The organism is Stenotrophomonas sp. GD03930, assembly GCF_029839665.1.
In the GTDB taxonomy this organism is placed as follows: Bacteria; Pseudomonadota; Gammaproteobacteria; order Xanthomonadales; family Xanthomonadaceae; genus Stenotrophomonas; species Stenotrophomonas forensis.
Window position 1 is genome coordinate 2,249,793 of sequence record NZ_JAOCAV010000001.1, and the last position, 20,923, is coordinate 2,270,715.

9 protein-coding genes are annotated in these 20,923 nt (G+C 69.1%); 3 read left to right on the plus strand and 6 right to left on the minus strand.

Annotation, left to right across the window (positions count from 1 at the left end):
- Positions 1–43: 43 nt before the first annotated feature.
- The gene (locus N5C18_RS10170; protein ID WP_279944454.1) at positions 44–7,225 is read right to left on the minus strand and encodes an ESPR-type extended signal peptide-containing protein; all 7,182 of its coding nucleotides are present in this window, start codon (positions 7,223–7,225) and stop codon (positions 44–46) included.
- A 441-nt stretch (positions 7,226–7,666) separates the two neighbouring features.
- Positions 7,667–11,551, minus strand: a complete 3,885-nt coding sequence (gene purL / locus N5C18_RS10175; RefSeq protein ID WP_279944455.1) for a phosphoribosylformylglycinamidine synthase — start codon at positions 11,549–11,551, stop codon at positions 7,667–7,669.
- A gap of 839 nt (positions 11,552–12,390) precedes the next feature.
- Between purL and N5C18_RS10180 the strand changes: the two genes are divergently transcribed.
- On the plus strand, positions 12,391–14,490 hold the full coding sequence (locus tag N5C18_RS10180; RefSeq protein WP_274511957.1) for a glycosyl hydrolase family 18 protein: 2,100 nt from the start codon (positions 12,391–12,393) through the stop codon (positions 14,488–14,490).
- A 115-nt stretch (positions 14,491–14,605) separates the two neighbouring features.
- On the opposite strand, the gene N5C18_RS10185 is transcribed toward N5C18_RS10180, so the two are convergent.
- A complete protein-coding gene (locus N5C18_RS10185; RefSeq protein WP_053448748.1) occupies positions 14,606–15,394 on the minus strand; it encodes a thioredoxin fold domain-containing protein in 789 nt (262 codons plus the stop codon).
- Between the two features lie 100 nt (positions 15,395–15,494).
- Positions 15,495–16,472 carry a site-specific tyrosine recombinase XerD gene (xerD, locus tag N5C18_RS10190; protein WP_279944456.1) on the minus strand — a complete coding sequence of 326 codons (978 nt, stop codon included), beginning with the start codon at positions 16,470–16,472 and terminating at the stop codon, positions 15,495–15,497.
- Between the two features lie 56 nt (positions 16,473–16,528).
- Between xerD and N5C18_RS10195 the strand changes: the two genes are divergently transcribed.
- On the plus strand, positions 16,529–17,020 hold the full coding sequence (locus N5C18_RS10195; RefSeq protein WP_279944457.1) for an RDD family protein: 492 nt from the start codon (positions 16,529–16,531) through the stop codon (positions 17,018–17,020).
- A gap of 87 nt (positions 17,021–17,107) precedes the next feature.
- Here N5C18_RS10195 and lptG read toward each other — a convergent pair whose 3' ends face one another.
- Positions 17,108–18,214 (minus strand): LPS export ABC transporter permease LptG, encoded by a 1,107-nt coding sequence (gene lptG / locus N5C18_RS10200; RefSeq protein ID WP_279944458.1) that lies wholly within the window; start codon positions 18,212–18,214, stop codon positions 17,108–17,110.
- Positions 18,211–19,293 (minus strand): LPS export ABC transporter permease LptF, encoded by a 1,083-nt coding sequence (gene lptF / locus N5C18_RS10205; RefSeq protein WP_053508764.1) that lies wholly within the window; start codon positions 19,291–19,293, stop codon positions 18,211–18,213. Before lptF ends, lptG begins: the two co-directional genes overlap by 4 nt.
- 104 nt (positions 19,294–19,397) lie before the next feature.
- Between lptF and N5C18_RS10210 the strand changes: the two genes are divergently transcribed.
- Entirely contained in the window at positions 19,398–20,876 is a 1,479-nt protein-coding gene (locus N5C18_RS10210; protein ID WP_053508766.1) for a leucyl aminopeptidase, read from the plus strand.
- Positions 20,877–20,923: the final 47 nt, after the last annotated feature.

Here is a 20,923-nt window from a genome sequence, read left to right on the forward strand (position 1 = left end):
GGTGCTGCGCCGGCGTGGGTGGCCGCCGGCGCAATGGACGGGCTTACCAGCCGAAGCCGGCACCGACGCCGACCGAGCTGTCATCGCTGCTGAAGGCACCGCCGAAGGTGACCGTGGCGCGATCGCTGATCGCACGCTGGTAACCCAGCGACAATGCCGATTCGCCACCCTGGAAGCCGATGCCGACACCGACCCGGTTCTGGGTGCGGATACCGGCGGCACTGGTGGCCATGTTGAGCATCGCGGCGCTCATCGCGCCCTGACGGTCGATGCGGCGGTCCATGTGACGCAGGCGCCCATCGATCTCGCCCTTGAACACATCGAAGCTGTCGGCGACGGCCTGGACACGGCTGTCGGTGTAGCTGTTGGCGGTGGCCATGCCACGATCGAGCTGGCCCTTGTTGACCGCGTCGGTGGCCGTGGTACCGGCCGCCACGTTGGTCACCTGGCGCTCATTGCCTTCGCTACCGACCGACACCGTGTTGGCGCGGTCGGCGACCGAGCCCTGGCCCAGCGCCACCGCGTTCGCTGCGCTGGCATTGGCACCCTGGCCGATGGCGGTGGACGAGGCGCCACTGGCAACGGCGCCGTCTCCCATGGCAACTGCATTGAAGCCGCTCGCCGGGGTACCCACCGGAATGCCGGCACCCGCCGCAGCCGCGGTCGGCGTACCCTGCACACGCGCGGTGCTGGCCGGTGCTGCGTCCGCCATCACCCGTGCATCGGCGACACTGGCCTGCGCACCGTCCTCCAGCGGCGCACTCATCGCGCGCAGGCTGGCGGTTCCGGCGCGCGTGCCACCGGCGGTACGACGGTCGATTTCGCTGACCTTGCGATCCAGCGCACCCAGCGCATCGCCGACATTGCTGTAGGTCGCCCCCTGGATCACGTAGTTCGGCGCCACGAACACCCCCTGCATGCCCACGCTGGCACCGCCACCGAGGAAGCTGGCGGCGTCGCTGAGCGACTGGAACAGCTGGCCACCATTGATGGCCTGGCGGCTGCCAGCGGCGATGCTGCCCGCGCCGACGTTGTCGAGCGTGGTGCCCTGGAAGCCGGACAGGGTCAGGCGGTCACGGCTGGCATCGTCGTAGCTGACCGCGCTGGCTGCGGTGGTTTCGACCGTGGCGATGCGCGAATCGAAATCGCCCACGCGGGTCTCCACCGCACCGACACGCTGGTTGGTGACGTTGAGCTGCGAGCCGGTGATTGCGTCGGTGCTGCCTGCACCGATGCGGCCATCAGCCACGTTGACGATGCGGCGCGTCGCCGGGCCATCGGTGCCATTGCCGCCGCCGACCGAGACCACGTTGGCATCAAGTGCACGTGACCCTGCGCCCAGCGCCACCGAGTTGGCACCGGATGCACCGGCGCTGTTACCCAGTGCCAGCGCGCCATTGCCGATCGCCATCGCGTTGGCGCCCACGGCGTTGCTGCGTGCGCCGCTGGCACTGGCCGCCGAACCGATGGCCGTGGCATCGCTGCCGCTGGCACTGGCGGTACCACTGCCGGTGGCCTTGAGGTAGCGCGCGGTGCCGTCGGCGGTCGCCGCCACTGCATCGAGCTGGCCGCGGTTGACCGCATCGGTACGCTCGGTACCCGCAGCGACCCGGGTGATCTGGCGGTCGGTGCTGGCACTGCCGACCGACACGGTGTTGGCACGATCGGCCACCGAGCCGGCACCAAGTGCAATGCTGCCGGCGGCCGAGGCGTTGGCACTGACACCCACCGCAGTGGCATTCGCGCCAGTGGCCTTGCTGCCGTAGCCGACTGCCGTACCGAGACGACCGCTGGCTTCGGCATAGCTGCCCAGTGCCGAGGCGCCATCGGCCGACGCATTGGCGCGGAAGCCGCTGGCCTGCGACTGCGTGCCACTGGCCGTGGCCTGCGCGCCGCTGGCGGTGCTGTAGGCGCCCTTGGCCTGGGCGCCGGCACCGCTGGCACTGGCGCCGAGTTCGCTGGCGCTGGCACCGCTGCCCACCGCCACGCTGTCGACGCCACTGGCCTGTGCAGCATTGCCCAGCGCCGCGGCGTTGTTGCCGGTGGCCAGTGCATCGAAGCCGACTGCGGTGGCATTGGCGGCCATCGCGTTGGCACCACTGCCCAGCGCGGTAGCGCCGTTGCCGATGGCGTTGGCCGCATTGCCGGCGGCCAGGGCGTTGTCACCGTCGACCAGTGCACCGGCCTCGCCATCGGCGTTGCCACTGGCCTGGAACTGGCGGCTGGTCTTGTCGGCAACCGTGGCCACTGCATCCAGCTGGCCCTTGTTCACCGCGTCGGTGGCTTCGGTGCCGGCGGCAACATGGGTCACCTGGCGTTCGCCACCGGCCTTGCCGACGGCAACGGTGTTGTCGCGGTCCGCCTTGGAGCCCGCACCGAGAGCGACGCTGTTGCTGCCGTTGGCGGTGGCATTGGCACCGAGTGCAGTGGCGCTGCTGCCAGCCGCCCACGAATTCCAGCCGATGGCGGTGGCGTAGTCTTCGGTGGCCCACGCACCTGCGCCGAATGCCGCGGCGCCAGTACCGCTGGCACGCGACGGGATCAGGCCGAAGAAGGTGCTGCCGCCAATGGCGACGCTCTCCTCGCCACTGGCTTCGCTGGACTGGCCCACGGCCACCGCACCGGTACCGGCCGCGGCCGCGCCGAAGCCGACCGCCGTGGTGTTGGCACCACTGGCCGCCGATCCATAGCCGAGCGCGGTACCGAGGCGGCCGCTGGCTTCGGCATAGCCGCCGACAGCGGTGGTGCCATCAGCGGACGCGGCGCTGCGGAAGCCACTGGCCAGTGCCTGCGTGCCGCTGGCGTTGGACTCGGTGCCGGTTGCGGTGCTGTAGGCACCACTGGCCTGAGCACGTGCGCCGGTGGCGCTGGCACCCAGCTCGCTGGCGCTGGCGCCACTGCCCAGGGCCAGGCTGTCTTCACCGGTGGCCTGTGCGGTACTGCCCAGCGCCGCTGCGTTGTTGCCGGTGGCCAGCGCATCGATACCGACGGCCGTGGCATTGGCAGCCAGCGCATTGGCACCGCTGCCGAGTGCGGTGGCACCGTTGCCGATGGCATTGGCCGCATCACCGGCCGCCAGTGCGTTGTCGCCCTCGACCAGTGCGCCGGTTTCGCCATCGGCATTGCCGCTGGCCTGGAACTGCCTGCTGGTTTTTTCCGCAGCAGCGGCAACCGCATCGAGCTGGTTCTTGTTGACCGCGTCGTTGCCCTGCGTACCGTCGGCTACGTTGGTGATCTGGCGGGTGTTGCCGCCCCCGCCCACCGAAACGGTGTTGTCACGGTCTGCAATCGAGTCCGCACCCAGCGCCACGCTGTTGGCGCCGCGCGATTCGGCGGCGTTGCCCAACGCGGTGCTGTTGATGCCACCCGACCAGGCGCCACCACCCACCGCGGTGGAGTAGTTGCCCGAGGCCTCGGTGGCCAGCACACCGAACAACGAGCCACCGACGGCGACGCTGTTGGTACCGGTGGCCAGGCTGCCCTGGCCGGTTGCCGTGCTGTAGGCACCGGACGCTTCCGAATCGCCGCCCAGTGCCACGCTGTTGGAGCCGGAGGCATTGGCGAAGTTGCCGAACGCGGTGGCATTGAAGGCCGAAGCCTGCGCGTAGCCACCGATGGCGGTGCTGTAGCCACCGGTGGCCTCGGCGCCGATGCCGAATGCCGCCGATGCGGTACCGCTGGCCACGCTTTCGCTGCCCACGGCAGTTGCCGCATCGCCACTGGCATTGCTGAAGTAGCCCACGGCCACGGCTTCTTCGCCGGACGCTTCGGACAGCACACCGTTGGCCGTGCTGCCGGCGCCGCTGGCGATGCTGGCGGCACCGAAAGCGGCGCTCTGCTCGCCGCTGGCCTCGCTTTCCGCACCGTGCGCGGTGGCGTACTCGCCGGTGGCCTGTGCGTTGGCACCCACCGCGCTGGCGTTGGCCGCGGTCGCCAATGCGTTGAAGCCAATCGCCTGCGCATTGTTGGCCAGCGCATTGGCACCGCTGCCCAGCGCGGTGGCGCCATTGCCGATGGCGTTGGCCGCGTCGCCCGCCGCCAGCGCGTTGTCCCCCTCCACCAACGCACCGGCCACATCGTCGCCGTTGCCGCTGGCCTGGAAGAAGCGGCTGGTGGTGCTGGCGGTGCTCGCCACCGCATCCAGCTGCGCCTTGTTCACTGCATCGGTGGCCTGCGTGCCAGCAGCCACGTTGGTGACCTGGCGTTCGTTGCCGGCGCTGCCGACCGACACCGTGCGGGCACGGTTGGCCACTGAACCTGCGCCCAGCGCGACGGCATTGCTGGCGCTGGCATTGCTGCCGGCGCCGAGCGCGATCGCGCTTTCACCACCGGCCACCGTGTTGGTGCCGATGGCGATGCTGTTGAGGCTGTTGCCCAGCGCCTGGAAGCCCAGCGCCACGCTGTTGTCGCCATAGCCGAAGGCGCCGCGCCCCACCGCAGTGGAACTGGCGCCGTTGGCCCAGCTGTTGTAACCGATGGAGGTTGCACCGCTGCCGCTGGCCCAGGCCGCGTTGCCGAAGGCCGAGGCGTTGGTGGCGGTGGCCCACGCGCCGGAACCGAAGGCGCTGGCGCCGCTGGCCGTGGCCCAGCTGTAGCCGCCGACAGCGGTGCTGTCGTCGCTGCTGGCAAACGCACTGTCACCCACCGCCACCGCATAGGCGCCGGTCGCGCGCGACTTGCCGCCCGCGGCGAAGCTGTTGTCACCGCTGGCCCTGGCGGCACTTCCGAAGGCGTTGCTGGCGGCTCCGGTGGCCTGTGCACCGCTGCCGACCGCCGTACCGTCGGCAACGGCGGTGGTACCCACCTGCTGCGCCGTGCCGTCGGCACCGATGATCGGCTGGTTGTACTCGTCGTAGGCCTGGCCGAGGCCACCGATCGCCACGCCGCCCTTGCCGGTGGCGTTGCTGTTGCGGCCGACCGCCACGCTGTCATCACCGATCGCCGAGGCGGCAGCGCCCTGTGCAACCGCGCCGGCACCGATCGCATTGCTCGACGAACCGGCGGCAACCGCGCCTTCACCTTCGGCCAGTGCGCCGGCATCGCTGCCCGCTTCCGGCTGCGCCTGGAAGAAGCGCGCGGTGCTGTCGGCGGTGCTGGCCACCGCGTCCAGCTGTGCCTTGTTCACCGCATCGGTGGCTTCGCTGCCGGCGGCAACGCTGGTGATCTGCCGTTCGTTGCCGGCACTGCCCACCGCCACGCTGTTGGCGCGCACCGCTTCGGAGTTCGCGCCGAGTGCAACACTGTTGGCGCCCCGCGCGGTGGCGTAGTAGCCCACCGCCGTGCTCTGCGCGCCGCTGGCCCAGGTCTGCGCACCGAGCGCGCTGGCGTTCTCGCCCGGTGCGTAGGCGAAGTAGCCGACCGCAGTCGCTTCGGCGCCGGAGGCTTCGGTCAGGCTGCCGTTGGCCACCGCGCGGTCGCCGCTGGCGATGGCGCCGGCACCGACCGCGGTTGCGGCTTCGCCACTGGCCTGGGTCTGCACGAAGAAGCCCAGGCCGGGAATCAGGTCGGCCGGGCCACCGATGGCCACGCTGCTGGTACCGGTGGCGTTGCTCTGCGTGCCCAGCGCGGTGGAGTAGTCACCGATGGCATTGGCGACCGCGCCGAACGCGGACGACTGCGCACCGGCGGCATACGCGCCCACGCCATAGGCCGACGCGGCGAAACCACCGGCATCGGCACTGGCGCCCACGGCGGTGCCACCGACACCGGCACTGGTGGCGCCGGTTTCCACCGGCACACCGCCACTGGTGATCAGCGGATTGCCATCGGCATCGACCGCAGCACCGCCAACGGCGACGCTGCCCGGGCCGTTGGCCTGCGCATTGTTGCCGAACGCCGCGCTGTTCTGGCCCGAGGCCAGTGCGTTGTTGCCGACGGCGGTGGCGTTCTGCGCGACGGCGGTGGCACCGGCACCCACGGCGGTGGCGCCCTTGCCGATCGCGTTGGCCGCTTCGCCTGCAGCCAGCGCCTCATCACCCTCGGCCAGCGCACCGGCATCGCTGTTGCTGCTGCCGTTGGCCTGGAAGCGCTTGGCGGTGGCATCGGCCACGGCGGCCACGTCCTTCAGCTGGCCCACGTTGACGGCATCGGTGTCTTCGGTACCGGCAGCCACGCTGGTGATCTGCCGGGTCAGGCCATACGCGGCAGCACCGACCGACACGGTATCGACACGGTCGGCCAGCGAGCCGGCGCCCAGCGCCACGCTGCCGGTGGCCACCGCCGCCGAATTGGAGCCCAGCGCGGTGCTGTATTCACCCACGGCGGTGCTGAACGCGCCGACCGCAATCGAAGCTTCGTTGGCGGCGGTCGCGCCGCGACCCAGTGCGGTGCTGCCCGGGCCCATCGCCACGGCGCCGCCACCGACAGCGGTGGCACCATCAGCGGTGGCTTCGGACAACGCGCCGAGCGCGGTGGCCGCGCCGTTCTCGCTGGCCGCATAGGCACTGGCACCCACGGCGGTGTCGCCCAGGCCGAAGGCCGCAGCACTCTGCCCGACCACGACGCTGGCATCGCCAATGGCCAATGCGCCCTGGCCGAACGCGCTGGCGCCGATGCCGGCGGCGATGGCCTGGGTACCGATGGCAGTGGTGGCATTGGCCAGCGACTGCGCACCGGCACCGGCCGCCAATGCGCCCTGCCCGTCGATCCTCGCCGCGTCGCTGTCATCGCCTGCGCCGTCGGCCTTGAAATAGCGGCTGCCGTCTGCTGCAACGTCGGCAATCGCGGCCTGCGTGGCCCGTGCCTGCGCATCGAGCTGCGCCTTGTTCACCGCATCGGTCGCCTGGGCGCCCGCCGCGACGTTGGTAATCTGCCGTTCCTTGCCAGCATCACCGACGGACACGGTGTTGGCCCGCGTGGCCTTGGAACCGGCGCCCAGCGCCACGCTGTTGGCGGCACTGGCATTGCTGTTGCTGCCAATCGCAACGGCGTTGCTGCCCTTGGCCGTGGCCGAGCCCTCGATCAGGCACTTTTCCAGCAGCTTGCCGCTGAAAGCGACGCAGGTGGCGCTGCCGCCGATCTGCACCGACTGTGCCGCGGCGGTGCCGCTCATGCCCAATCCCAATACCAGGCCCAGCGCCACTGCCAGCAATGCGGGCGTGGCTCGTGTCGCATCGCGGCGCTGGTCGACGACCCCACCGCTGCTGCTGTCGGAGGAGGCCAGTTCCGAAGCCACCACCCACTGACCCAATGCTTTGTTCCAGACCTTGCGATAAATCCGATTCATCGGTACGGCTCCTGATTGGACTGGTTTTGGGCAAAGCAACGCCACCGCTGGGCTTTCCGGCCCAACGTCCCCTGGGGGCGTTTATTCGCGTGATTTACTGCGGGGTATTGCCGAACGGCGCGCAGCGACAGAAAACCGAGCGCGTGCGCCAACCGGTTACTGCGAAATGAATGATTCTGTAACGGGCTTCAAGTGTTAACGGCAACTTTCCAGATCGTCAAGACTTTGACACGGCAAATCCTATTGCCGTGAAGCAGTTCACTATTTCACCTGTTTATAAAGTGATTTTGTTAGGGCTGGGTGACGAACCACCGGCGCCCTGTAAACGCATGTAACTGATGGTTGCGGCAGGTATTTCTGCCCATCCAAAGAAAAACCCGACTGTCGCCTGCCGGGTTTTCCGTACCTCATCGCATTGTGGCGTGCGCGACGGTTGCGCCGTCAGCCGCACCACACCCGCGCGTTGCGGAACATGCGCATCCACGGCGAATCACCCTGCCATTCGGCCGGCGCCCAGCTCAGGTTGAGCGCGCGCGGGGTGCGCTCCGGGTGCGGCATCATGATGGTGACGCGGCCATCGCTGCTGGTCAGGCCGGTGATGCCGTCCGGCGAGCCGTTCGGGTTCAGCGGGTACTGGCTGGCAACGTTGCCGTGGCCATCGATGTAGCGCAGCGAGACACGGGCCGCGGCCTGGTCGACGGCGTTGTCAAACACCGCCTGGCCTTCGCCATGCGCCACCGCCACCTGCAGGCGCGAACCGGCCATGCCGCGCAACAGGATCGACGGCGACTCCACCACCTCCAGCAGCGCGGTGCGGGCTTCGAACTGCTCGCTGGCATTGCGGCGGAACTGCGGCCAGTGCTCGGCACCGGGGATGATGTTCTTCAGCTGGCTCATCATCTGGCAGCCGTTGCACACGCCCAGCGCGAAGCTGTCTTCGCGGGCGAAGAACGCAGCGAACGCATCACGCAGCGCGCTGCGCTCCAGGATCGAGGTCGCCCAGCCACGGCCGGCACCGAGCACGTCGCCATAGCTGAAGCCGCCGCAGGCGACCAGGCCGGTGAAGTCCTGCAGCGCCACGCGGCCTTCGATCAGGTCGCTCATATGCACATCGAACGCGCGGAAGCCGGCACGTTCGAAGATGTTGGCCATTTCGATCTGGCCGTTGACACCCTGTTCGCGCAGCACCGCCACGCGCGGACGCGCACCGGTACTGATGAACGGCGCGGCGACATCTTCGTTGAGGTCGAAGCTGAGCTTGGGCTTCAGGCCCGGTGCGTTGAAGGCGCGGGCGACTTCACGCTCGGCATCGGCATTGGCCGGGTTGTCGCGGCGCTTCTGCATCGCGTGGGTGACCGACCACCAGGCATCGAACAGCGCATCCCACCGCCATTCGGCCAGGTTCTCGCCACCCAGCGACACGCGCACCACCGGCGCGGTGGTCGGCTTGGCGATGCGCTGCGCGCACTCGGTCAGTGCGTGGCGCTCGACCAGATCGGCGAACGCGGCGCGGTCCTCGCGCGCGATCTGCACCACTGCGCCCAGTTCTTCATTGAACAGGCTGCGGAACGGATCATCGCCCCAGGCATCGAGGGTGATGTCCAGGCCCAGGCGCGAGGTGAAGGCCATTTCGCACAGTGCGGCGAAGGCACCACCGTCGCTGCGGTCGTGGTAGGCCAGCAGCAGGCCGGACTGGCGCGCATCGCGGATCAGTTCGAAGAAGCCACGCAGGCGCTGTGGGTCGTCCAGGTCCGGGGCGGCACCGGCAAAGGCCGGCAGATCGCCGTGGTCGGCATGTACCTGGGCCAGGATCGAACCGCCCAGGCGCTGCTTGCCGGCACCGAGGCCGATCAGCCACAGCTCGCTCTCCACCTCACGGTCGAGCAGCGGGGTCAGCTGCTGGCGCACGTCGGCGACCGGCGCGAACGCCGAGATCACCAGCGACACCGGCGACACGCTCTTGTGTGCTTCGCCCTGGTCGTGCCACTGCGCCTGCATCGACAGCGAATCCTTGCCCACCGGGATGCTGATATCCAGCTGCGGGCACAGCTCCATGCCCACGGCCTTGACCGCGTCGTACAGCAGCGCGTCCTCGCCCGGGTGGCCGGCGGCGGCCATCCAGTTCGCCGACAGCTTGATCTCATCCAGTGCGTCGACCGGCGCCGCGCACAGGTTGGTCAGTGCTTCGCCCACCGCCATGCGCGCCGAAGCGGCCGCATCGAGCAGGGCCAGCGGGGTGCGCTCACCGATCGACATCGCTTCGCCGGACACGCCATCGAAGTCGGCCAGGGTGATCGCCACATCGGCCACCGGCAGCTGCCACGGGCCGACCATCTGTTCGCGCGCGGTCAGGCCGCCGACGCTGCGGTCACCGATGGTGACCAGGAAGTTCTTCGAGGCCACGGTCGGGTGCGCCAGCACGCGCAGGCCGGCCTCGTGCAGGTCCAGGCCACCGGTCTTCAGCGCCGGCCAGCGCGGCGCCGGCGGGTGCGCGGTGTCGCGGTGCATCTTCGGCGGCTTGCCGAACAGCACGTCCATGGGCAGGTCGATCGGCGCATCGGCCGGGGTGTGGCCCGGCACCGCACCGTAGGCCACCACCAGGTGTTCCTCGGCGGTGGCTACGCCGACTGCAGCGAACGGGCAGCGCTCGCGCGCGCACAGCGCGGCGAATTCGGCCAGGCGCTCCTGCGCGACACCAAGCACGTAGCGCTCCTGCGACTCGTTGCACCACAGCTGCATCGGCGACAGCGACGGATCATCGGTGGGTACCTTGCCCAGGTCGATGACGCCGCCGACCTTGGAGTCGTGCAGCAGTTCGGGAATGGCATTGGACAGGCCACCGGCACCGACGTCGTGGAAGAACTTGATCGGGTTGTTGGCACCCATCGCCACGCAGCGGTCGATGACCTCCTGGCAGCGACGTTCCATTTCCGGGTTGTCGCGCTGCACGCTGGCGAAGTCCAGGTCCTCGGCGCTTTCGCCGGAGGCCACCGAACTGGCGGCGCCGCCGCCCAGGCCGATCAGCATCGCCGGGCCACCCAGCACGATGACCGCATCACCGGCCTGCAGCGGGATCTTCTCGACCTGGATGCGGTCGATGGCGCCGAGGCCACCGGCCAGCATGATCGGCTTGTCGTAGGCGCGCACCAGATCAGCACCTTCGGGCAGCTCGAAGCTGCGGAAGTAGCCGAGCAGGTTCGGGCGGCCGAATTCGTTGTTGAACGCGGCGCCACCAAGCGGGCCGTCGGTCATGATTTCCAGTGCCGGTGCCATGCGCGGGTTCAGCGCGCGCGGCGCTTCCCACGGCTGCGGCAGCTCGGGAATGCGCAGGTGCGAGACCGAGAAACCGGACAGGCCGGCCTTCGGCTTGCCGCCGCGGCCGGTCGCACCTTCGTCGCGGATCTCGCCACCGTTGCCGGTCGATGCGCCCGGGAACGGCGCGATCGCGGTCGGATGGTTGTGCGTTTCCACCTTGATCTGGAACGCGCTGGGCACCTGCGGCTCGCGTCGGTATTCGCCGCTGGCCGGATCCGGGCGGTAGCGCGAGGCCGGATGGCCTTCGATCACCGCAGCATTATCGCTGTACGCGCTGAGCGTGTGCTGCGGGGTCTGCTGGTGGGTGTTCTTGATCATCCGGAACAGCGAGCGGTCCTGTTCCTGGCCGTCGATGGTCCAGCTGGCGTTGAAGATCTTGTGGCGGCAGTGCTCGGAATTGGCCTGCGCGAACATCATCAGTTCGACGTCCGACGGCGAGCGGCCGAGCGCGGTGAAGCGTTCGCGCAGGTAGTCGATCTCGTCCTGGGCCATGGCCAGGCCGAGGCGCTGGTTGGCGGCCTCCAGCTGGTCCACCGGCACGCGTTCCAGTTCACCGCGGGCCGGTGCCGAGAACAGCGCCTGGCCCTCTGCCACGGTCTCCAGCACCGACTGCGTCATCGGGTCGTGCAACGCCTTGACCAGCGCCTGCTGGGCGGCAGCATCGGCCGGCCAGCCCTGCACATCGATGCGCAGGCCACGCTCGACCCGGCTGACCGGCTGGCCCGCACCGCGGACCAGTTCGGTGGCCTTGCTCGACCACGGCGACAGCGTGCCCAGGCGCGGCACCACAATGCGGCTGACCGCGCCCTCGGCCACGGCGTCGGCCTGCGGCGCGGCTTCGAGGATGCGGCACAGGGTGGCCAGGTCGGGGACGGCGCTGCCTTCGGGCTGCACGAAGTAGACGTGCCAGGCACCGCTGATGCGCAGGGAGGGAGCGATGGACTGCAGGCGGGATTCAAGACGTTCGCGGCGGAACGGCGACAGGGCGGGCGCGCCCTCGAGGACCATCATGTCCGGGGAACCGTAGTTGGGAAACGGGCCCGACATTGTACCGGAAGCGGGGGAAGGGCTCTGGCCGGGCGGCGCCCGGCACCCGCCGAAGCCAGGGCAACGGCAACGGCAACAGCAACAGCAACAGCAACTGCCAAAGCAAAAGCTGGGTTCCCGTGGGATGGCGGGGTGGATCCGGTGGCGGGGGACGCCGTAAACCCGTCCCTGGGGGCTTGGCCGCGGCATCCATGCCGCGGACACCCCCGCCACCGGACCCACCCCGCCTTCGACAGATTTCTGCGATCTGCAGTAGATCCACGCCATGCGTGGATGCCCTGCGGTAGTGCCGGCCGCAGGCCGGCAACCAGGGAACATCGGAAATCAGGCAATGAAGAACGAAGCGACCGGCTTCTGCCTTTGATTTCTTGTTCTGCCTTTCGTGGCTGGCCGCGCAGGAACCTGTCAGGGGCCGGGTGGGTGGGCTGCGCAGGGGCGTGAGCCGCATGGATGCGGCGATCGAGCTTACATGGACGTACTTGCAGCGTCCCCTGCGCAGCCCACCCACCCGGCCAACCCCCAGAAACCCGCTCTACGCGACCCACCCCAGCCACGAGGGGGCTCCGCCGATGGCCGCCGACCGCGCGCAGCGCCGCCTTCAGCCCGAATCCCCGAACCATGCGCTTGCTCACGGATTGACCACACGATTGATGACAACGTTGTCCCCACCTGGTGCCGGACTCTCTCCCCGGCCTCCCAGGTACCTCCGTCCGCCCCCTCCGTCGCCTTCCCGGGCGACGCCCGGACCTGCGTCACGCGCGGCGCCATCGGGGCCCGCGCGCCCTTTGATCGGAGACTTACCCATGTACGACCCGATTGTGCGCAGTGCCGAACGTTCGACCCGTAGCTGTCGTCCCCGCCGCCTGGCCTGGCTGCTTGCCCTGGCCGCCGGCAGCGTCGCCCTGCCCGGCCTGGCGCAGGCCGCCAGCTGTGCCGGGGTGGCCCAGTGGGACCAGGCCAAGATCTACCGGGCCGGCGATACCCTGCAGAAAGGAGGCGTCCTCTATCGGGCGAACCAGGACATCTGGAACGCGCCGCCGGACCATCCGGCCGGTGCGCCCTACTACACCAACCTGGGTGCCTGCGATGGCAGTGGCAGCAACCAGCCGCCGGTGGTCAGCCTGACCTCGCCGGCCAACGGTGCCACCTTCAGCGCCGGCAGCACGGTGAACGTGACCGCCAACGCCAGCGATCCGGACGGCAGCGTCGCCAAGGTCGAGTTCTTCCGCGACGGCAGCTCGCTGGGCATCGCCACCAACGCGCCGTATGCGGCCAGCTGGGCCAATGCCAGCGCCGGCAGCCACACGCTGCGTGCGGTGGCCACCGACAACAACAATGCCACCACCAGCACGCCCACCATCACCATCACCGTCAACGCGGCCGGGGGCGACACCACCGCGCCGAGCGTGCCGGGCGGGCTGGCAGTCGGCACCCGTACCGCCAACAGCATCGCGCTCAGCTGGAGCCCGTCCACCGACAACACCGGCGGCAGCGGCGTGGCCGGCTATGACGTGTACCGCAACGGCAGCCTGGTCGGCTCGCCGTCCAGCGCCAGCTATGTCGATGGCGGGCTGACCGCATCGACCACCTACCGCTACCGCGTGCGTGCCCGCGACAACGCCGGCAATGCGTCGGCACAGGGCACCGAGATCAGTGCCACCACGCTGGCCGGCGACGGCGGCACTACCGGCAAGCGGGTCATCGGTTACTTCACCCAGTGGGGCATCTACGGCCGCAACTACCGGGTCAAGAACATCGACAGCAGTGGCTCGGCCGCGCGCCTGACCCACATCAACTATGCGTTCGGCAACGTGCGCAACAACCGCTGCGAAGTGGGCATCACCCAGCCGTCGGATCCGAACAGCGGTGCCGGTGGCGATGCCTTCGCCGATTACACCAAGGCATTCAGTGCCGCCGAGAGTGTCAGCGGCAGCGCCGATACCTGGGACCAGCCGCTGCGCGGCAACTGGAACCAGCTCAAGCAGCTCAAGGCCAAGTATCCGGGCATGAAGGTGCTGATCTCGCTGGGTGGCTGGACCTGGTCGCGCGGCTTCTCCAGCGCGGCCCGCCCGGAAAACCGCCAGGCCTTCGTCGCCTCGTGCATCGATGCCTACATCAAGGGCAACCTGCCGGTGACCGACGGTGCCGGTGGTGCCGGAGCCGCGCTGGGCGTGTTCGACGGCATCGACATCGACTGGGAATACCCGGTGGCCTGTGGCATCGAATGCGGCAAGCCGGAAGACAACGCCAACTTCACCGCACTGATGGCCGAGTTCCGCCGCCAGCTCGATGCGGTGCGTCCGGGCCTGTTGCTGACGGTGGCAGTGGGTGCGGGCATCGACAAGATCCGCGTCACCGATCCAGCCGCGTACCATCCGTACCTGGACTACATCAACGTGATGACCTACGACTTCCACGGCGCGTGGGATGCGAAGACCAATCACCAGTCGGCGCTGTTCGATTCGCCGAATGATCCGTCCACCGGCGACCAGAAGCTGTACAACAGCAACGATGCCATCGAGGCCTTCATCAGCCGCGGCGTGCCCGCTGCAAAGCTCAACCTGGGCATCGGCTACTACGGGCGTGGCTGGACCGGCGTGGCCAACGCCAACAACGGCTTGTACCAGACCGCAACCGGCGCCGCACCGGGGACCTACGAGGCCGGCATCGAAGACTGGAAGGTGCTGAAGAACCTGGCGTGGCCGGGCTACACCGACAACACCGCCGGTGCCACCTGGATCTATAACGGCAGCACGTTGTGGAGCTTCGACACCCCGGCCAACATCACCCGCAAGATGGGTTACGTGAAGACCCAGGGCCTGGGCGGCGCGTTCGTCTGGGAGTTCAGTGGTGACGATGCACAGGGCACGCTGACCAAGGCGGTCAGTGATGGCCTGAAGTAAGGAAAAAGCCGGGGGCGCATTGTGCGCCCCCGGCCCCTGATCTGTAGCGCCGAGCCATGCTCGGCTGTCACATGTGGAACCGCAGTCGAGCATGGCTCGACGCTGCAGTTCCGCGTCAGCGCTTGGCCGACAGCTTTTCCAGCGCTGCGCGCAGCTGTGCCGGCGGCAGGTAGCCACCCAGCTGGGTGCCATCGGGCGCGAAGATCGCCGGCGTGCCGTTCACGCCCAGCTGCTGGCCCAGCGCGTACTGCATGGCCACCGGGTTGGTGCAGTTCTTGGCAGGCACGCTGCCACCGCGCTTGGCATTGGTCAGCGCCTGGCGACGATCGGCCGCACACCAGACCGAGATCATGTCGGTGTAATCCTTGCTGCCCAGGCCCATGCGCGGGAACGCCAGGTACTCGACGCTGATGCCGTTGCGGTTCAGTTCGGCAATGTCCTGGTGCAGCTTGCGGCAGTAACCGCATTCGATATCGGTGAACACGCTGATGGTGTACTTCGCGTTCGGCGCGGCAAACACGATGCGGTCACCATGGTTGGCCTTGGCCAGCAGGTCGCGGCGGTAGCCGAGCAGGCCTTCGCTGTTGGCCGGGCCCTTGGCACGGGTGTCGTAGGGCTGCGACTGGAACAGGTAACGGCCATCGTCGGAGACGTACAGCAGCTGGCCGGAAACGACGACCTCGCGGAAGCCCGGGAACGGCGCAGCACCGATGTAGTCCACCTGGAAGCCCGGATTGAGCGCGGTCAGCGCCGCACGCACGGCCTGGTCGGCCGACGCATTGGCGACCGGACCGGCCTTGGCCGCCGCGGCGGCAGCAGGTGCCTTGGCGGCCGGCGGGGCCGGCTGGGCGCAGGCGGTCAGGCTGAGCGCACCGAGCACGGCGGCGATGGCAAATCGAAGCATGGAGCGGTCCGCGACAGAAGAAGACCCCGGATTCTGACACAGCCGCCCGCAGCGGGCCGCGACGCCGCGCACGGCCCGGGGCCGGGATTCAGCCGCCGGCTCAGCCGCGCGGGTGATGGCGGGCGTGCAGCTTCTGCAGGTGTTCGCGGGCCACCAGGGTGTATATCTGGGTGGTCGACAGCGAACTGTGGCCCAGCAGCATCTGCAGCGCGCGCAGGTCGGCGCCGCGATTGAGCAGATGGGTGGCGAAGCTGTGGCGCAGGCCATGCGGACTGATCCGCGCCGGATCGATCCCCGCGACCTGGGCGTGGCGCTTGACCAGATGCCAGAACGCCTGCCGGGTCAGTGCGTGCAGCGTCGGCTCGATGAACAACGGCGTCTGCCCATCGGCCAGGGCGTGCACCCTGCCCTTGCCGACCAGCTGCGGCCGCGACTGCTGCAGGTAGCGCTCCAGCCAGTGCTGCGATTCCTCGCCCAGTGGCACCAGGCGTTCCTTGCTGCCCTTGCCGGTGACCCGCAGCACGCCCTGGCGCAGGTTGACCGCGGTGGCCGGCAGCAGCACCAGTTCGCTCACGCGCAGCCCTGCGGCATACATCAGTTCGAGCATGGCCCGGTCGCGCAGGCCCAGTGCGCTGTCGATGTCCGGCGCCGCCAGCAGTGCATCGATCTGGCTTTCGGCCAGCGCCTTGGGCAGCAGACGTGGCAGTTTCGGTGGGTCCAGCAACGCGCTGGGGTCTTCACCGCGTTCGCCACGGCGTACGCCATCGGCGAAGAACGCACGCAGCGCCGACAGCAGGCGCGCATTGCTGCGCGGCGACCAGCCATGGTGGGTGCGCCAGGCCAGGTAGTCGAACAGCCCGGGACGCTCGATGCCGGCCAGGCCACCGTCGCGCCCATCCATCCAGCGCGCCAGCCCTTCCAGATCGCGCCGATAGCTGTCGAGGGTGGCGCGGGCCAGGCCGTTCTCGGCCCAGATGGCATCGAGGAAGCGCTGGATGCGCGCGCTGTCGTCACCGCGCAGCTCGGGCAGCTGCTGGACCAGCTGGCGGCGTTCGGCAGGAGTGGAAACAAGGGCCATGGGTGAAGGATACGAGGGTGCCAGCGGATGCGGCCAGCATTGCGTATGCTCGGCGCATGTCCCGCCCCGCCACCGACACGGCCCCTGCGGCCGCTACTGGAATGCCGCGCCCGCGCGCCCTGCTGGTCTGGCGCGGGCTGGCCATGGTCTACGACGCACTGCCGGTGCTGGCACTGTGGATGCTGGCAGGCACGCTGTTCACCCTGGCCTACACCCTCAGCGGCCACGCGCAGCGCGAGAACATCGCCCCGTTCAGTGCCTGGCAGTGGCTGCTGTGGGCGGTGTGCTGGGCTGTGACGGGCGGGTATGCAACGGCCAGCTGGCGCCGCGGTGGCCAGACGCTGGGCATGCGGCCATGGCGGTTGAAGCTTGAATCGAGCGATGGCACGCCGCTGCGGCGTGCGCAGCTGTGGCTGCGCTTCGCGGTGGGCACGCTGTCACTGCTGCTGGCTGGGCTGGGCTTCTGGTGGGCATGGGTCGACCCCCAGCGGCTGACCTGGCACGACCGCGCCAGTGGCACCCGGCTGGTGCGGATGCCCAAGCGCTGACCCGCGTTCTGTTGCGTCGAGCCATGCTCGACTCACGCCACGCGCGGGCCGCGGAAAACCGCGAGGCCGCGCCCGGCGCTGCAGCACTCAGCCGGATTTGCGCCGGAACAGCAAACCGGACACCGCCAGCATCACGATCGGCGGCAGCGCATAGGCGATGCGGTAATCGAACTTCAACGCGCCGGCCATGCGGCCGAAGAACAGCTGCAGCAGCCAGAAGCCCAGTGCGAACAGGATGCCCAGGAACAGGCGTTTGCCCATGCCGCCGCTGCGCAGCGAACCGAACGCGAACGGCACCGCGGCCAGGCACAGCGCCAGCACGTTCAACGGGTAGAACCAGCGGCTCCAGTAGATATCCTCGAAATCACGGGCATCCAGGCCGTTGCGCTCGCGGTACTCGATGCTGGCCCGCAACTCGGCGATCCTCAGGTTGCGCGGCTTGGCGATGCCCGCGGCCAGCGCGCCGGCATCCAGGCGGGAATTCCACGGCTCCCGTGCCACTTCCTGGCGCGTGGCCGAGCGCTCGCCAAACGTATCGCGGCGGACGCCGGTCAGCACCCAGCCGTCGCGGTCATGTTCGGCAGTGGCGGCATGGGTGATCGAGGCGATCCGTCCGTCTTCGGCGATGCGATACAGGCGCACGTCACGCAGGATCAGCCGTGTTCCCTTGTCGCCGACCAGCTGTTCCTCGCCACCGGCAGCGCTGAGGAAGGTATCGCCCTCGCGCGCCCACAGGCCCGAATAACGGGTGGTGGCAATGTCCCGGCCCCACTTCGCGCTCGCCTTCAGCGCATCGGCGCGGTCCTGGCCCCACGGTCCCAGCGTCTCGGCGCTGAATACCATCACGGCAGTCAGCAATGACAGCGCGATCGCCACCGACACGCTCAATCGCCTGCGCGACAGGCCCAGCGCGCGCAGCGCGGTCAGTTCCGAGGTCGCGGCCAGCTGGCCCAATCCCATCAGCGCGCCGATCACCGCAGCCGTGGGGAACATCGTGTAGGCCCGGCGCGGCACGGTGTACAGCACCCAGGCCGCCGCGTGCCCCAGCGTGTAGCCATTCTTGCCGATGTCCTTGAACTCGCCGGAGAAGGCCATCACCACATCCAGGCCCACCAGCACCGCCCAGGTCAGCAGCACCGTGGTGAACACCGTCCGGCCCAGGTACAGGTCGAAACGCATCGGGCGCAGCCTCATGCGCGGGCTCCCTTCGGTCGGCCCAGGCGGCCATCACGTGCATACATCCAGATCGACAGCGCCAGCAGCGGCAGGGTCAACCACCACAGGCCGATCGCGGCCGGTATCTTGCCGGTGGCGATCCAGCCACTGCCGATGAACATCAGGTTGGTCCCCACCATGTAGGCCATCAGGGCCAGCATCATCCTTCCGTAGCGCTGCTGGCGCGGCGAGCTGCGGCCCAGCGGTACGGTCAGCAGGGCAAAAGCCAGTGCGATCAGCGGTGGCGCCAGGCGGCGGTGCAGCTGGGCCTGCGCCTGCGGGCGCCCATCGCCGATCAGCTGCAGGGTCGGCATCAGTTCCGGATCATCCTCGGTCCGGGTCTGCGCGCCATCAGGCAGGGCAACGTCGTTGCGGGCGAAGGTCGCCAGGCGGTAATCCAGCCCGCCTGCGGCCGGCCCTTCCACCTGGTGCCCATCGTCCAGCTCGAGGAAGCGCTGGCGGGCGCCTTCAAAGAACATCCGGCCACCTGCGGCGGACACCACCTCGATGCGGTCATCCTTCTGCCGCTGCATGAACACCTTGCCCAGCTGGGTGCCGTCGGGCGAGATCGACGACAGGTAGACCACGCCGCCATTGGGCAGCGGGGTGAACCGGCCCGGCTCCAGGCCGGCCATCAGCACGCTGCGGTTGGCCTCAATGATCATCTGCTCGGCCACCCGGCCGGCCCACGGGCCCAGCCACAGCGAGCAGGCACCGACCACCAGCACCACCGGCACCACCAGCATCAGCAGCGGCCGCAGCAGGCGCTTGGGGCCGACGCCGATGGCGGTGATCACCGCCATTTCCGAGTCGCGGTACAGGCGGGCGATGGCCAGCAGCAGGCCCAGCATCAGTGCCAGCGGCAGGATCAGCGGCAGGTAGGCGATGAACTGCAGGCCCAGCTGGGAGAACAGCAGCTTGGCCGGCAGGCGTCCGTCGGCAATGTTGCCGAGGATGTCCACCAGGACGCCGCCCACGCTGACCACGAGCAGGACGATCAGGGTAGCGAGGAAACTCTGGACGAAATCGCCCAGCAGGTATCGGTCGAGCTTCAACATGGGGCGGTGGTTTAAACTCTGGGGTTCGTTCGCGGTGCCGCCCAGTCTACTGTCTGGGCGTAAACGGTCCGCGATTGTACGGACTTGCCAATGGAATCTGCTCAATGGCCCTCGAATTCACCCTGAACCACGTTGCTCCGGCCGCCGCCACCGTTGATTGCCTGGTGGTCGGCGCGTATGCCGACCATACCCTGACTCCGGCCGCAAAGGCACTGGACGCCGCCAGCGGCGGTCGCCTGGCCGCCCTGGCCCAGCGCGGCGACCTGTCCGGCAAGACCGGCGCCACCACCCTGCTGCACGACCTGCCGGGGGTGTCGGCCCCGCGCGTGCTGGTGGTCGGCCTCGGTGAGGCCGCCCGTTTCGGCGTGCCCCAGTACCTGAAGGCCGTCGGCGACGCCGTGCGCGCGCTGAAGGCCGGTGCCACCCGCAGTGCACTGTTCACCCTCTCCGAGGTGGCGGTGAAGGACCGCGACGCCGCCTGGGCGATCCGCCAGGCCGTGATCGCCTCCGATCACGCTGCTTACCGCTACACCGCCACCCTGGGCAAGAAGAAGGCCGACGATGCCGGCCTGGCGCAGCTGGCCATTGCCGGTGACGACGCCCAGGCCCTGGCCCAGGGCCAGGCCATCGCCGCCGGTGTCGAGTTCGCCCGCGAACTGGGCAACCTGCCGCCGAACTACTGCACCCCGGCCTACCTGGCCGAAGTGGGCGTGAAGTTTGCCGGCGAGCACGACGGCGCCGAGGCCGAGATCCTGGATGAGACCCAGATGGAAGCGCTGGGCATGGGCTCGCTGCTGGCCGTGGCCCGTGGTTCGGCCAACCGCCCGCGCCTGGTCGTGCTGAAGTGGACCGGTGCCGGCGACGCCAAGCCCTACGTGCTGGTCGGCAAGGGCATCACCTTCGATACCGGTGGCGTCAACCTGAAGACCCAGGGCGGCATCGAGGAGATGAAGTACGACATGTGCGGTGGCGCCAACGTCATCGGCACCTTCGTCGCCGCGGTCAAGGCCAAGCTGCCGCTGAACCTGGTGGTGGTGGTCCCGGCGGTGGAAAACGCCATCGACGGCAACGCCTACCGTCCGTCCGACGTGATCACCTCGATGTCGGGCAAGACCATCGAAGTCGGCAACACCGACGCCGAAGGCCGCCTGATCCTGTGCGACGCGCTGACCTATGCGCAGCGATTCGAGCCGGCCGCGCTGGTCGACGTCGCCACCCTGACCGGTGCCTGCATGGTCGCCCTGGGCCACCAGACCGCTGGCCTGATGAGCAAGCACGACGACCTGGCCAACGAGCTGCTGGCCGCCGGCGAACACGTGTTCGACCGCGCCTGGCGCCTGCCGCTGTGGGACGAGTACCAGCCGATGCTGGATTCGACCTTCGCCGACGTCTACAACATCGGCGGCCGCTGGGCCGGTGCGATCACCGCCGGCTGCTTCCTGTCGCGCTTCGCCGAAGGCCAGCGCTGGGCACACCTGGACATCGCCGGCGTGGCCAGCGATGAAGGCAAGCGTGGCATGGCCACCGGCCGCCCGGTCGGCCTGCTGAGCCAGTGGCTGCTGGACCAGGTCGCCCGCGCCTGATGCCGTACCCGACCCTGGCCGGCCACCGCCGGCCAGGGCCTCGCCCG

Excerpts from the sequence above, each read along its gene's own strand:
- lptF (WP_053508764.1), bottom strand. The coding sequence starts at position 19,293 with ATGTTGAAGCTCGACCGATACCTGCTGGGCGATTTCGTCCAGAGTTTC.
- N5C18_RS10180 (WP_274511957.1), top strand. The coding sequence starts at position 12,391 with ATGTACGACCCGATTGTGCGCAGTGCCGAACGTTCGACCCGTAGCTGT.
- N5C18_RS10170 (WP_279944454.1), bottom strand. The coding sequence starts at position 7,225 with ATGAATCGGATTTATCGCAAGGTCTGGAACAAAGCATTGGGTCAGTGG.
- N5C18_RS10195 (WP_279944457.1), top strand. The coding sequence starts at position 16,529 with ATGTCCCGCCCCGCCACCGACACGGCCCCTGCGGCCGCTACTGGAATG.
- xerD (WP_279944456.1), bottom strand. The coding sequence starts at position 16,472 with ATGGCCCTTGTTTCCACTCCTGCCGAACGCCGCCAGCTGGTCCAGCAG.
- lptG (WP_279944458.1), bottom strand. The coding sequence starts at position 18,214 with ATGAGGCTGCGCCCGATGCGTTTCGACCTGTACCTGGGCCGGACGGTG.
- purL (WP_279944455.1), bottom strand. The coding sequence starts at position 11,551 with ATGATGGTCCTCGAGGGCGCGCCCGCCCTGTCGCCGTTCCGCCGCGAA.
- N5C18_RS10185 (WP_053448748.1), bottom strand. The coding sequence starts at position 15,394 with ATGCTTCGATTTGCCATCGCCGCCGTGCTCGGTGCGCTCAGCCTGACC.
- N5C18_RS10210 (WP_053508766.1), top strand. The coding sequence starts at position 19,398 with ATGGCCCTCGAATTCACCCTGAACCACGTTGCTCCGGCCGCCGCCACC.